12 protein-coding genes are annotated in these 13,487 nt (G+C 61.9%); 9 read left to right on the forward strand and 3 right to left on the reverse strand.

What is annotated here, in order from left to right; translation table 11 throughout:
* Positions 1-29 precede the first annotated feature (29 nt).
* The gene (locus tag NKI85_RS25985; protein WP_352528293.1) at positions 30-437 is read left to right on the forward strand and encodes a hypothetical protein; all 408 of its coding nucleotides are present in this window, start codon (positions 30-32) and stop codon (positions 435-437) included.
* 509 nt (positions 438-946) lie between these two features.
* Entirely contained in the window at positions 947-2,677 is a 1,731-nt protein-coding gene (locus NKI85_RS25990) for a relaxase/mobilization nuclease domain-containing protein (protein WP_352778748.1), read from the forward strand.
* Between the two features lie 444 nt (positions 2,678-3,121).
* Here NKI85_RS25990 and NKI85_RS25995 read toward each other — a convergent pair whose 3' ends face one another.
* On the reverse strand, positions 3,122-4,039 hold the full coding sequence (locus NKI85_RS25995; protein WP_352528289.1) for a LysR family transcriptional regulator: 918 nt from the start codon (positions 4,037-4,039) through the stop codon (positions 3,122-3,124).
* A gap of 166 nt (positions 4,040-4,205) precedes the next feature.
* On the opposite strand from NKI85_RS25995, the gene NKI85_RS26000 reads away from it, so the two are divergent.
* From NKI85_RS26000 to NKI85_RS26030, 7 genes are all read left to right on the forward strand, one after another.
* A complete protein-coding gene (locus NKI85_RS26000) occupies positions 4,206-5,453 on the forward strand; it encodes a hydantoinase/carbamoylase family amidase (RefSeq protein WP_352528287.1) in 1,248 nt (415 codons plus the stop codon).
* A gap of 15 nt (positions 5,454-5,468) precedes the next feature.
* On the forward strand, positions 5,469-6,371 hold the full coding sequence (gene puuE, locus NKI85_RS26005; protein WP_352528285.1) for an allantoinase PuuE: 903 nt from the start codon (positions 5,469-5,471) through the stop codon (positions 6,369-6,371).
* A 5-nt stretch (positions 6,372-6,376) separates the two neighbouring features.
* A complete protein-coding gene (locus NKI85_RS26010) occupies positions 6,377-7,315 on the forward strand; it encodes an NAD-dependent epimerase/dehydratase family protein (RefSeq protein WP_352528283.1) in 939 nt (312 codons plus the stop codon).
* 146 nt (positions 7,316-7,461) lie between these two features.
* The gene (locus NKI85_RS26015; RefSeq protein WP_352528281.1) at positions 7,462-8,556 is read left to right on the forward strand and encodes a sugar ABC transporter substrate-binding protein; all 1,095 of its coding nucleotides are present in this window, start codon (positions 7,462-7,464) and stop codon (positions 8,554-8,556) included.
* An 8-nt stretch (positions 8,557-8,564) separates the two neighbouring features.
* Positions 8,565-10,142: a sugar ABC transporter ATP-binding protein gene (locus tag NKI85_RS26020; RefSeq protein ID WP_352528279.1), complete on the forward strand. Its 1,578-nt coding sequence runs from the start codon at positions 8,565-8,567 to the stop codon at positions 10,140-10,142.
* Positions 10,139-11,158 carry an ABC transporter permease gene (locus NKI85_RS26025; RefSeq protein ID WP_352528277.1) on the forward strand — a complete coding sequence of 340 codons (1,020 nt, stop codon included), beginning with the start codon at positions 10,139-10,141 and terminating at the stop codon, positions 11,156-11,158. The genes NKI85_RS26020 and NKI85_RS26025 overlap by 4 nt, the downstream gene beginning before the upstream one ends.
* A gap of 22 nt (positions 11,159-11,180) precedes the next feature.
* Positions 11,181-11,933, forward strand: coding sequence for an SDR family NAD(P)-dependent oxidoreductase (locus NKI85_RS26030; protein ID WP_352528275.1), 753 nt, complete (start codon positions 11,181-11,183; stop codon positions 11,931-11,933).
* Positions 11,934-11,991: 58 nt separating this feature from the next.
* Here the strand turns inward: NKI85_RS26030 and NKI85_RS26035 are convergent, their stop codons facing one another.
* Positions 11,992-12,888: a DMT family transporter gene (locus tag NKI85_RS26035; RefSeq protein ID WP_352528273.1), complete on the reverse strand. Its 897-nt coding sequence runs from the start codon at positions 12,886-12,888 to the stop codon at positions 11,992-11,994.
* 113 nt (positions 12,889-13,001) lie between these two features.
* Complete coding sequence (locus tag NKI85_RS26040; RefSeq protein ID WP_352528271.1) at positions 13,002-13,361, reverse strand: RidA family protein; 360 nt, start codon at positions 13,359-13,361, stop codon at positions 13,002-13,004.
* Between the last annotated feature and the right edge of the window lie 126 nt (positions 13,362-13,487).

A 13,487-nucleotide genomic window follows, 5' to 3' on the forward strand; every position in this document is an offset into this window, starting at 1 on the left:
GCCTTAGCGCCCGCAAGCGGGCTTGAGAGATGGATGCAGACGCCCAGAAAGCAGCGGTCAAGAGCGCGTCACGACGCTATGGCGAGGTGACGCACATCCGGTTTTCGGCTGACGAGCTGGCTAACCTCAAAGCCATTTCGGAGCGGGACCGCGTAACCGTCAGCGAGGTCGTCCGGCGTCTCGCGCGGGCAGAGGCCGGGCATCTGCCTATCGCATCAGAGGCGTTGCGGCCGGCGATCGTGGACATGACCGACCAGCTGCGGCGCGTCGGCGTCAATTTCAATCAGGCCGTGCGCGCCATGAATGACGGCCGCGTTGCCCACGATGAGGATCTTGAACAGGCGCTGGTCGCCGTGGGCAACCTGGTGCGGCAGTTTCGCGAGGAACTGAAGGCGATGACCGTTGATCCCCGCAAGGCGAGGGAGGCCAAGCCATGAGCGGTCGTCTTGCTGGCTACGCGGCCGAAATCGAACGCTATCTTCGAGGCGAGTCCGGCGTGAAGCGTGAGGACCTGGACGACGACAAGTCCGTGACGGGCGCCCGACGCGAGGCCGGTGAATTCCAGGCGATGAAGAGTTATGAGCGGACCGGTGGCGGCGGACGCCTCGGGCAAGGACAAGCCGGCTCGACGCTAGGTGGCGGCAGGAACGCCCCTCGTTCGTCGGCGGAAGGGACAGGACTGGCGGGGAGCTCCATGTCCAACAGGGCACCGAAGTCCACTGCTGCTGCGAGCTCGCCCAAGGCCGCTAGCGCGCCGATCATGGTCTATGGCGCCACGCTCGCCGGTTTCCGGCCGGAAGAGGAGGAGGAAGACTGGAAGCGGCGCGGCGGCGGCGGCGGTCGCGGTGCTGGCCGCTCTGGCGGTACAGAGCGAGCGGCGAGGGCGGGCTATCAGGCGCGGGCCGTGGCGGCACGGGCAGGCTATGCGGCGGGTGCGCAGCCTGCCGTGTTCAAGGTCATGCCCAATCCGCCGTCGACCAGGGAAGCCGCCGCCCGGCTGCTCAATTACATCGGCAAGCGCGACGACGAAAAAGGCGAGAAACACGACATCGAGATTTTCGACGAGGACGGGCAGGTCCTGGCGACAGGCGGCGCACGAAAGGCGTTCCTGGAAACGTTTTGCGAGACATTCGACCCGCCATTGGAAAATACCAATTTTATCGAGGTTCGTTTCGAGCTCGCCGGCCAGGTCACCGATGCCGCCTTGAGCGAGGCGCTGAAAAAGGCCTTCGGTGCAAAGCCGTTCATCTACGCACAGGATGGTCAGGCGGTGCAGGTTTACGCACACACCGATGAGCGGGCAGGGCCGCTTGCGCGAGTCCTGGCCGGCGGTCGGGAGAATTCGCGCAGCAAGGCGCTCGACAAGATCGAGGCGCGCTTGTCTGAAGGCATGGGCGCGGCGGGGGTGGTCGCCAAGGCAGAAGTAACGGCGGCCGTGAGCCGTGAACCCAAAGCGAAATATTTCCTGCAGAAGTTCATCCGCACCCACAGCCAAGTCCGCCACGCAAATGGCGAGCCTGTGCCCGGGGTGAAGAATTCCACGAAGGCTGCGGCTTCGGTCTATGAGCAATGGCGGCCGCAGTTTTCAGGGCGTGAGCGCCGCAATGCCTATCACCTGCTGTTCTCGGCAAGAGCTGGCACCGATGCCAACGCCGTCATGGCTGCGGCGCGCGCTGTACTCGAGGAGCGCGCGCCAGGATACAAGTTCGTCTTGGCGCATCACAAGGACACCAAGCACGTCCATATCCATGCGATGGTGCAGGCACGGTCAGCCGATGGCGAGCGCCTGAAATTCTACAAGCCTGATCTCGCAGCCTGGCGCGAGACCTTTGCGGAAAAAGCACGCGAGAACGGCATTGCGATGGTGGCGACGCGGCGCATGGACCATGCGATGACGCGTCCATTCACGAAGGAGCATGCCGGAGCCTACAGCCGCGCCCAGAGCGATCCGCGCTACCAGGTCAGCGCCAGGACGATCGAGCGAGTGGAGGCCAAGCGGCAACGCCGTCTGGATGGGCAAGCCCTTGTCGTGAACGGCGATGCAATTGCTGCCGCATGGCAAAAGACTGTGACGACGATGCGGACCGCGGGCGTAGTCGGTCAGGCTCTCGCTGCAGCGGAGTCGATCGGCAACAATTTTCTGCAGTTCCGTCGCGATCGGACAAGGGAGGGGCAACCAGGTCCTGCCGCGGATCGCGGAGCTGATCAATCGGGGCAGAACTCATTCCTGTCCCATCCTGGTATGAGAGAATTGAATGCACTGATAGGAGATTTGAACATGGCGCAAACCCCCTTGGAAATGCGGCGTCAGATGGCCCGCGTCAATCAGGCTCTGGACAACATGCGCGAGACGCTGCCGCCGGCGCATCAAGGACAGTTCGAACAGTATCGTGAAGAGGTGAACGATAAGATGCATGACCGTCTCGCGCGGCTGCAATTCGAGCGGCAACAGCAGCGTCGTGGTGGTGGCGGTGGCGAGCCGATCCCCGAGCGCGAGGCGCGAGGGCTAGACCTGCCAACTCGGGACGATCCCCGCCAGCCAGAGCAGCCGCGCACAGGCACCCAGCAGGAGAAGGTGAGAGCCAAGCAGAAGGACGCCAACAAACAGAAGGCTCATCAGGCAGAGGAGCAGGACCGCAAGACACAGCGCTCAAACGATAACGATTACGAGCGTTGATCAAGGGCCGATCTAGCGTCCTCGCGCGGTGGTCTATCGAAACGACGCATTCGTCACAGAATGATCAGGCTGGATGGCAGCAATGCGCCTCAAAGTCGGACATTGCTGCTACCGAGATCAGAACCCAACAGCGGACGCTCATGCTAGCATTGTAACTTCGCCTTGCGCCTCATGCTGCCCGTTGATGCCTGACTTCCTTTGAATGAGATCCGACATTGCCGGTGATCAACGGGATCAAAGGGGGAAATTTTCCAAATATTGGTGAGGCCGATAATGCTCTTTGGTTAGAACTCACTCACCGTTTGGTGACCCTTGCAAGTAGTCTACATCTCACACCTTAAACCAAGCGACGGAGTGCCCGTCCAAGGCCTTCCGCCACGGCGAAATGCGCCATCTCGCGCCAGTCCTACACCAGCGATTTGATTGATCAGCGAGTTTCGGTTGCTAATGTGCTGGAGTTTCGAAATTCACGCCGGTATTCGTCTGGTCGTCAAGCACGGCCTCTGCTGCTTTCTCGAGCAACAGATGAATTGGGGTGGTGCCAGTGAGCGGCCGTACCACATAGATCTGCAATGGCGACGGCTCCGGGTCGGAACGAAGGCGCCGCAGGCGCCCAGATTCCACCTCTCCTCGGTAGAATTGCTCGGGAAGGTAAGCGAGACCAAGGCCGGCGATTGCAAGGCTTGCTGCTGTGCGAAACGTATTGCAGATCGTCAAATTGCGAAAATGGACATCATTCGTGGTCAGCCAAATCAGCGTCGATCCTCGAAACTGCCATTCACGCGACGTTGCAATGACCGGAAGTTCGCTCAACCCCTGAGGCGTCAGCACCTCGGGGACGGCTGGCAGTTCGGGACTGCACATCCAGGCAAATTGGATCATCTCGATCGGCTTTGAAGCGAAGCGTGACTGTGGCATTTCGCAGGCTGCAAACGCGACGTCGAGCGTACCGGCGTAGAGCTTCTCCTCGATGAGATGCGACAAGCTCACCTCAACTTCGAGCTGCAGACGAGGATAAGTCTGTCGCACAAAGCGTATGAGCGTGGGCAGCCAGGTAAGAGCCACAATTTCCGCAACCCCAAGCTTAACATATCCGACGATTTCCTCCTTTTCCGTCACGGCATGGATGAAACGATCCGAGGCAAGCAGGATCTCTTCGGCATAAGGCATCAACAATGCGCCCTGTGATGTCAGCCGAGCCGTGCGCTGGGAGCGGTCGAACAGAGGAACGCCAATACGCGCTTCCAACTCCTGTATCCGCATCGAAACCGCCGACTGTGTCGCATTCAGTCTGAGTGCGGCTTGGGCAAAGCTGCCGAGACGGGCCGCCCAGTAGAAGGTCTCGATCTGCCGGTGGTTCAAATCCGCTCTCCACGTCGATTCTTTTTACTTCAGATTTTCTGATGCGTCTCCACCGGAATAATTCGATTTTCCTGGCATGCCGCGCGTGACATTCATTCCTAGCCGCGACAGTTGTGCCCCCGGAGCTCGGCCAACCAACTCAAGTGTCGACTATAAGTGAGGAACAGTGCCCAATTCAGCCACCGTCATCGAGATAGATCCGTCGTTTGTTGAGAAGATTATTTTCGAACTCGCTTCTTATGGTGCCGTGGGTGAAAGCGGTGTTTCCCGCACCGTCTATTCTCCCGAGTGGGTGGGGGCGACTGACTACTACGCCCGGAGTTGTCAGGAAGCCGGACTTGAGGTGCACCGCGATACCGTCGGAAACGTCTGGGGGCGGCTTCGCGGGTCGACCGCTGACAAGGCGGTCGTCTCCGGCTCGCACATCGATTCCCAAACGCCTGGCGGCCGTTACGACGGGGCCCTTGGCGCCGTGGCGGCCCTGATCGCGGTCAAAGCCCTGAAGCAGCAGTTCGGGAAGCCGAGGCGCACCTTGGAAGCGGTCGCCTTCTGTGAAGAGGAATCGAGCCGCTTTCCGAATGCAAATTATTGGGGCTCTCGGGCAGTGGCCGGCAGGATCGCTCCAGGCGACCCGGAGCGGGTGATCGGCTTTTCGGGCGAGACGATCGCCGAAGCGATGCGCTCGGTTGGGCTCGATCCCGAGCGCATTCCCGAGGCGCGGCGCAATGACATCGACAGTTTCCTCGAACTTCACATCGAGCAAGGCCCGATCCTCGAACAGGCGGGGCTCCCGGTCGCCGTGGTCGATGCGATCACCGGAATCCGCCATTACAGCGCCGAACTCGCCGGGGTGCAGAACCATGCCGGCGCCTTCCCGATGGACATACGCCATGATCCACTGGCTGGCTTCGCCGAAATCGCTTCCGGCCTCATCAACACGGCGCATCGCCTGGGCCGGCCGGCCGTCACGACCGTCGGCCGCGTGCTGGTCGAGCCGAATTTCCCCGGCATTATTCCGGCCAAGGTGGCGTTCACGATCGATGCCCGCCATCCCGATGCGGCGGCACGCAGGCGGCTGTACGAAATGCATGAAGGGCTGATGCGCGAGGTTGCCGGCCGTAGAGGTCTCAACGTCGACTGGCGGGTCATGATCGACCATGAACCTTCGCCCTCGGATCCCGGGATCGTCGCCACCTTGCAGCGCGCCGCCGCCGAGCAAGGCGTGCCGTTCCTTATGATGGCGAGCGGCGCGGGTCATGATTCACAGCAGATGGCCGCCATCGCCAAGGTTGCGATGATATTCGTCCGCTCCAAGGACGGACGCAGCCATACGCCGGAGGAGTTTTCCTCGCTGGAGGATATTGTTGCCGGAATTCGCGTGCTTGCCGCCAGCCTGCACGCGCTTGCCTATTGAAGAGGAGCTAGCCCCGTGACCTACCCGCGCGACCTGGCCGGCTATGGCCGCAATCCGCCGGACCCGAAGTGGCCCGGCGGCAAGATGCTCGCGGTGCAATTCGTCATCAATTACGAGGAGGGAGGCGAGCATTCGATCCTGCACGGCGATCGCCAGAGCGAGGCTTTTCTCACAGAGGAGCCCACTGTCGCCTTCGCCAATATCCGCAACATCAATGTCGAATCCCAGTACGAATATGGCAGCCGTGTCGGCTGGTGGCGCCTGTACCGGCTCTTCACCGAGCGCAAGCTGCCCGTGACCATCTTCGGCATCGCAACTTCGCTGCAAAAAAATCCTGAAGCGGTCGCTGCAATGAAAGAGGCGAATTTCGAAATCGCTTCGCACGGCTTGCGCTGGATCCAATACGCGGAGATGCCGGAAGAGCAGGAGGCCGCGCAGGTCGCCGAAGCCATCCGCATCCATACCGAAGTCACGGGCTCGCGGCCGACGGGCTGGTACACGGGCCGCATGAGCATCAACACGCGCAAATTGATCGTCCAATCCGGCGGTTTCGTCTACGACGCCGATTCATTTTCCGACGACCTGCCTTATTGGGTCGACGTCGGCGGCCAGGACCATCTCGTCGTCCCTTATACCCTCGACAACAATGACGGACGTTATGTCAACACCTACGGCTATCAGTCGCCGAGCTTTTCCGCCTACCTGATCCAGGCTTTCGATTTCTTGCGGCGGGAGGCGCAGGTCGCGCCAAGGATGATGAGCATCGGCCTCCACACACGTATCGTCGGGCGGCCCGGTCGGGCCGCAGACCTGGAGCGTTTCCTCGACCACGTTGCGGCCGCCGACGACGTCTGGGTAACGAGGCGCATCGACATCGCCGAACATTGGCGGGCCACGCACCCGCCGCGGCTCCGGTAACGGCAATGGCTCGCGCGGTCCTGATAACCGGCGCCGGCGGGTTTGTCGGCTCCAGAACGGCAGAGGTTCTGGCGCTGAGCGGCTGCGAGGTTGTCGGTCTCGATATGTCACCGGATCCGGATAGGAAGGTCGTCGCCTGCGATCTTTGCGATCGGCAGCGTTTGTGGAGCGTGGCGTCGTCGCACGACTTCGCCGCGATCATCCACTGCGGCGCCATCTCAGGCCCTTCGCTCTACCGCGACGAGCCCGACCTGGTCGCCTGGACGAATATCCTAAGCACTGCGAATCTGCTGGAATTTGCCCGGAAACGATCGGTTCCGCGTTTCGTCTTCGCGTCCTCGGCAAGTGTCTACGGCCGTACACCCACGGATCTTCCCGTGAGCGAGGAGCGTGCCCTGCATCCGTCCTCGGTCTATGCGGCCAGCAAGATCGCGGGCGAAGCGCTCCTCGAGGCCTACTGTCGGCAATACGATATTTCTGGCGTCAGCATGCGTATCGCGGCGGTCTACGGCCCTGGGCGTCCAACGGCATGCGCCATCCGTGACATGATCCTGGCCGGGCTGAAAAAGGAGCCGTTGACGCTGCCTTTCGGCCGCGGCCAGCGCTACCATTATGTTCATGTCGACGACGTTGCCGCCGCGTTGAGCGCCGCCGTTCATGCACCGTCCTTGGGCGCGCCTGCCTACACGATCGCAGCCGATCAGGGCATTGTGCTGAGCGCGCTTGCCGATCTCGTCCGGGAGATCGTGTCCGGCCCACCGATTGCCGTTGGCGCCGCCGAGGACCCGCTTTCGGATCCGCAAGGTCCTTACGAGCTCGATGCGGCGGCGCGCGATCTGGGCTGGCGGCCCGCCATCGATCTGGCGAGCGGCATTCGTTCCTATGCTGAGTGGCTCACATCAGAAAACATGAAGATTCCGCTTCAAATCAATTCGGTTGCGTGAAATGTCCGGCGTCACGATCCTAACCTGCGCAAGAAACTGCGAACTGCTCAACCGCTGACGGGCAGAATCCGGGCCTTTGGTATTGAGCAGGCTCGCAATCACAACAAATCCGCCGAAGGCGGATCATCCAGAGAGGGATGCATACCATGATCAAATACATTGCCGGCCTTGCCGGCCTCACAACCGCTTTCGGCCTTGCAGCGATCGCCCCAGCCGCGGCAACCGACCTGGACGCCATTCAGGCCAGCATCACCGAGCATCAGAAATTGCCGGTCTTCGCTGCGCCCGGCGAGGCGTTCGATGCCAAGGCCTGCATGAGCGGCAAGAAGGCGATGGTCGTACCCTTCTCAAGCGCGGTCGAGTTCACCGGCGCGGTGGCGAACCGCATGACGGAGATCGCAAAGGAGATCGGTTTTCAGTACGACCACTACCAGACGCAGGGCCAGCCCTCGCAATGGATCCAGGGTATCAACCAGGCGATCACGCAGCGCTACGATCTTGTCGATGTGCTGATGTCGGACCCGCGCGTTCTCGTTCCGCAGGCAACGCAGGCGGATCAGGCGGGGGTCAAGATCGTGGCCGCGCATGCGTCCGGCTTCGACACTCCCGCCCCGGCGCCCTTCCAGAACGTACAGATCGATTACACTCAGGCTGGGCGCCTGATGGCCCAATGGGCGGTTCTCAAGACCAAGGGCAAGGCGAATGTGCTCGCCATCGTCGCCGAGGATTCCTTCTCCGCCAATTCGCTCAAGAACGGCATCAAGGAGATCATGGACAAGTGCGAGGAATGCAAGGTCCAGTACCTCAACGTGCCGGTCACCGACTGGGCAACCCGCATGCAGTCGACGGTGCAGGCGGCGCTGCTGCGCGATTCCTCGATAAACTACATCCTGCCGATCTATGATGGCATGGCGCAGTTCGTGGTTCCTGCCGTCGAACTCACCCAGTCCGCGGACCGGGTCAAAATTGCGACTTTCAACGGCAGCCCCTATGTGCTGCAGCTTGTTCAGCAAGGCAGCGTCGAGATGGATATCGGCGAAAGCATCGACTGGGTGGCGCATGCGATCGTCGACGCCGAGATGAGGATGCTTTGCGGCTTGCCGTCGGTGAAGGATCCGAAGGTGCCGCTCTATATATTCGATGCATCGAACGCCAGCACGGCCGGCACGCCTCCCCAGATCTCCACCGGTTACGGCGACGCCTATGTCGCCGGCTACCGCAAGCTCTGGGGCCTGGAATGATGTCGCGGATGGCGACTGACGCAAGCGTCGCCAATCTGGTCATCGAGGGGCTGACCAAGTCCTTCGGTGGCGCCAAGGTCGTGAACGACGTCACGCTGACCGTGAACCATGGAGAGATCCACGGTCTGCTCGGCCATAACGGATCGGGCAAGTCCACACTGATCAAAATGCTTTCCGGCGTCTACGCGCCGGACGGCGGCCGCGTGACGCTTGGCGGACGCGAACTGCCGCTGCCGCTGCCTCCCGGCGAGTTCAACCGGTACGGCATATCAGTCGTCCACCAGGCGCTCGGTCTGGTGCCGTCGCTCTCGGTCACGGAAAACCTGCTGGCGCGACGTCTGGTCCGCACAGCCAATCCGATGATCCGGTGGCGGCAGGCGCATCGCGAGGCTCGAAAGATTTTCGCCGACTATGGTCTCGCCATCGACCCCGAAATGCCCGTCGCCAACCTCGCGCCCGTCGAGCGTGCCCTCGTTGCGATCGTGCGCGCGTTCCAGGAAATCGCAGAAACATCCGGCCGCGACGGTGGATTGCTGATCCTTGACGAACCCACGCCATTCCTGTCGCGCGACGATGTCGATCATCTATTTTCATTGATAAGAACGTTGGCGCAGCGAGGCACGAGCGTCATCTTCGTTTCGCACGACGTCGACGAGGTCAAGGAACTGACCGACCGCGCCACGGTGCTGCGCAATGGCAGCATCGCGGCGAGCCTCACCACCGCGCAGGCCTCGAAAGCCGAATTCATCGCCGCGATCGTCGGCCGCGATCTGGCGATGGAGCGTCTGTCCCCGGTGTATCGAGGCGGCGCCGAGGCGCTTGTCGTGAAGGGCCTTGCCAGCGAAAGCCTGCCGCCTTTGGATATCGCTGTCGGGGCAGGCGAAGTGCTTGGCCTGACCGGCCTCATAGGCTCTGGCTACGACAGGATCCCATACCACCTCTTTGGTGCCATGCCTGCGACGGCAGGCGATCTGCGGCTTGGCGATCTTGCCTTGCCGCTGGCGGCGATGACGCCCGCTCGGGCCATAGGCCACGGCATGGTGCTGGTTCCAGCCGACCGGCAACGAGCCGCCATCGTCGAAGGCTTGACCGTGGCTGAAAATCTGGCGGTGCCGGCATTCGGCCGGTCCCTGCCGGCTTATTTCGTGACGGCGCGCAAGATCGTTCGCCACGCCGCCGATCTTGTGCGGAATTTCGATGTTCGCCCGCCTGATCCGAGCCGGTTGATACGTGATCTCTCGGGCGGCAACCAACAGAAGGTCGTGCTCGCCAAATGGCTTCAGACCGAGCCGCGCGTGATCCTGCTGGACGAGCCGACGCAAGGCGTCGACGTCGGAGCGCGCCATCAGGTCTATGGCTTCATTCGTGCTGCTGCCGAACGCGGCGCCGCCATCATCTGCGCCAGTTCCGATCATGAACAGCTGGAGATGATCTGTGACCGCGTGCTCATCTTCAGTCACGGCCGCGTCGCGACGAGCCTGTCGGGTCGCGAAGTGACCAAGGCCGCGATTACCGAGCGGTGTCTCGACAGCCTGAGCGGTGTCCTCGCAGGCGAACCTGTCCTTCTCAAAGAGAATTCCCCATGACAGAAGCAACCCCAGCCGCCACCAGCAAATCGAATATGAGCGGGGTCCAGCGCAATTGGCGCCGCGGTTTTCTGACGGAGCTGGAGCGGTTCGCTCTGCTCATCGCCTGGCTTGTCATCATCGCTATCTTCGGCATCATTTCCCCGGATGCGTTCCTGACCTGGCCGAACTTCTCGACGATATTCGGCTCGCAGGCCGTTCTGGTGATCCTGACCCTTGGCCTGATCATTCCCTTGACGGCGGGGGACATCGATCTTTCCGTCGCGCAGGTCCTGACGCTCTCGTCGATGGTGATTGCCGTCCTCAATGTCGGCCACGGCTGGCCGATCGGCTGGGCGATCGCGGTCGCATTGGCCGCCGGTTTGCTCACCGGCCTGCTCAATGCGTTCTTCACGCTGTATTTCCGCATCCATTCGCTGATCGTGACCCTTGGAACCGGCACGTTCCTGCATGGGATCACCTTGTGGATCAGCAACTCGCGCACGATTGGCGGCATCGACTGGAGCCTTGTCAACGCCGTCATCCTGACCCGCTTTCTGGGCATTCCCCTGGCGTTTTATTACGCGCTCGCCCTCGCGCTGCTCCTGCTTTACGTCTTCGAGTTCACTTCCCTGGGCCGCAAGGCGCTCTTCGTCGGTCGCGGTAGGGACGTGGCTCGCCTGTCCGGCATCCCCGTCACGCGTATGCGCCTGATCTGCTTTCTCGCTTCCGGTGTCTTCGCCGCCATAGCTGGTGTGCTTTATGCCGGAACCTCCGGCTCGGCTGATCCCAATTCCGGTACGCAGCTGATGTTGCCGGCTTTCGCCGCGGCCTATCTGGGCGCGACCTCGATTTCCCCCGGGCGCTTCAACCCGATGGGATCGGTGATCGCCGTCTATCTTCTCGTCACCGGCATCACCGGACTTTCAATCCTCGGGATCGATACCTTCGTTCAGGATCTCTTCTACGGCGGCGCCCTGGTTATCGCCGTGGCCCTGTCGCAACTCGTGCGCGGACGTGAAGAATCTCTCACCTAGCGCATTATTGCGGAGCTCGTGAATGCAACGACTAAGCGGTCGCAGCGCCCTGGTCATCGGGGCCGGCATCGGAATTGGGCGAGCCGTCGCTCTTGCCTTCGGCAAGGAAGGGGCGCGCGTCGCGATAGCCGATTGCGGTGAGGATCAACACAGGGAAGAAGCTGTCGCCGCGATCGTGGCGACCGGCGCCGAAGCTTTTTCGCTCCAATGCGACGTGACTGTCGAAGCCGATGTGTCGGCGGCGGTGAGACAGACCATCGACCGCCACGGCCGCATCGACATATTGGTCAACAATGCCGGCATCGGCCAGCCGGCGGGCGATTTCCTCACGCTGGACTGGACGGATTGGCAGAGGCTGATCGACGTCAATCTGCGGGGCGTCGCCTTCGGCATGCGACAGGCACTGCCGCCGATGCTGAAACAGCGCTACGGCCGCATCATCAACACGGCCTCGCAACTTGCGCACAAGCCGGCGGCCGGTGCTGCCGTCTACAGCGCCACCAAAGCCGCGGTGGTGGGACTGAGCGTCGCCGTCGCGCAGGAGGTTGCCGCCCACGGGATAACCGTCAACTGCGTCTGCCCAGGCCCAACTGATACCGCGACATGGCGGGCCAGCGATGCCGATTGGAGGCGGTGGAAGACGGAGCAGCTTCCCATTCGACGCGTTGCCGAACCCGATGAGATCGCGCCCGCTTACGTCTACCTTGCTTCGGACGAGGCGAGCTTCATGGTCGGCCAGAGCATTTCGCCGAACGGCGGCGACGTAAGCTGGTAGCACTGATGTTGCTCTTCGTAGAGCAGCGTCGACCTATCCTGATTTGATATCACGCCGATCATAGTTTCACGACGGGCAAACCCACCCGCCGGCGCTCGAGCGCGACCATCAGCACGCCCGAGACAAGGATGATGGCCGCGCCGAGGATCACGGACAGTGATGGGACTTCCGAGAATGCGACGAAGCCGACCAGGAAGGCGAAAACCAGCGCCGTATATGCCAATGTTGCCACGAGGTGCGCTGGCGCGCGTTTTGCCGCGGAATAGAGCGCATATTGGCCCAGTCCGCCAAGGACGCCCGAGAGGATCATGAGATATGTATCCCTTGCATCCGCCGGGTAAGGCAGCCAGGCGAGGATCGGCGGGGTCGCGGCGGCGAATACGAGATTGGTGTAGAACACCTGCACCAACGGGCTGTCCTTCGCGGCCATGCGTCTCAGCATGACAAGGGAAACGCTCCAAAGCATCGCGGCCGCAAGCGCCAGCAGAACCGGGATCGTGACGTTCAGCGTCGGCACATCGCTGGCGATCATCACGCCCGCCAAGCCGAGGCCGACCGGCAGCCACTGTGCCGGGGCGAGCGGCTCGCGCAGGAACGGTCCCGACATGAGCGCCACGAAGACCGGCGCGACAAAGTAGAGGGTGATGAGTTGCCCAAAGGCGAGCGTCTCGGCAGCGAGGTAGAAGCAGAGCCATGCGGCGAGGATGATCATGCTTCGCGAGGTGAGTTCAGCCTTGCTGTGGCTTCGCAGGACGCCGGAAGTGGCGCTTCGGCGGCTGAAGATCATGATCGCCGCGACGACCGTCAGGCTGCGCACCATGAGGATGGTCCATCCCGGAACGCGGCTGACCACTGCCAGAGCGTCCTGCACGGTCATCAGAAAAAATGCGGTGAGAGAAATGCCGGCGGCCGCCAGAAGCGGAGTGGAGGATCTGGCGATGAGGCGCTCGGACATTTTCAGGGCATTCTCTTGAACGGCAGGGAACGCCCGTGTCTATCCGATCGCCGCGCACCAGCACAGGCGCTAAACACAGCGAATTCGGTGCCGGGCTGGCGCCACGCGCCGGATCAGGATTTTACGGCGAAGACCTGGATCTCGATGCGCAACCGCGGATCGGCCAGCCGAGCTTCCACGCAGGCGCGGGCAGGCGCGTGGCCCGGCGCTATCCAGGCATCCCACACTGCATTCATGGCGTCGAAATCCGTGACGTGGGCAAGCCAGACATAGGCATGAGTGATGGCGGATTTGTCCGTTCCCGCCTCGCTCAGCAAGGCATCGATCCTGTCGAGGATATTGCTGGTTTGGCCGGCCAGATCGAGATCGGGATTCGACGAAACCTGCCCGGCCAGGACCACCATTCTCCCCGAGAGGGGAAACTCGACGATCTGACTCATTCGCTGATTGGTGTGGCGTCTTTCGATGGTCATCTTCACTCCAGGAGCAGGTTTCAGGGGCATTCAAATTGGAGCCCTAAGTTCGGTGTTGCGCGAAGTCTGGATGGCGCTGCACGGGTCGGGCAACGAAGCAACCACGTTCTTTATAAAGGACAGTAT

Origin of the sequence: Mesorhizobium sp. M0571, assembly GCF_040320985.1 — a bacterium.
Taxonomy (GTDB): Bacteria; Pseudomonadota; Alphaproteobacteria; order Rhizobiales; family Rhizobiaceae; genus Mesorhizobium.

Excerpts from the sequence above, each read along its gene's own strand:
- NKI85_RS25985 (WP_352528293.1), top strand. The coding sequence starts at position 30 with ATGGATGCAGACGCCCAGAAAGCAGCGGTCAAGAGCGCGTCACGACGC.
- NKI85_RS26010 (WP_352528283.1), top strand. The coding sequence starts at position 6,377 with ATGGCTCGCGCGGTCCTGATAACCGGCGCCGGCGGGTTTGTCGGCTCC.
- NKI85_RS26015 (WP_352528281.1), top strand. The coding sequence starts at position 7,462 with ATGATCAAATACATTGCCGGCCTTGCCGGCCTCACAACCGCTTTCGGC.
- NKI85_RS26020 (WP_352528279.1), top strand. The coding sequence starts at position 8,565 with ATGGCGACTGACGCAAGCGTCGCCAATCTGGTCATCGAGGGGCTGACC.
- NKI85_RS26025 (WP_352528277.1), top strand. The coding sequence starts at position 10,139 with ATGACAGAAGCAACCCCAGCCGCCACCAGCAAATCGAATATGAGCGGG.
- NKI85_RS26030 (WP_352528275.1), top strand. The coding sequence starts at position 11,181 with ATGCAACGACTAAGCGGTCGCAGCGCCCTGGTCATCGGGGCCGGCATC.
- NKI85_RS26035 (WP_352528273.1), bottom strand. The coding sequence starts at position 12,888 with ATGTCCGAGCGCCTCATCGCCAGATCCTCCACTCCGCTTCTGGCGGCC.
- NKI85_RS26040 (WP_352528271.1), bottom strand. The coding sequence starts at position 13,361 with ATGACCATCGAAAGACGCCACACCAATCAGCGAATGAGTCAGATCGTC.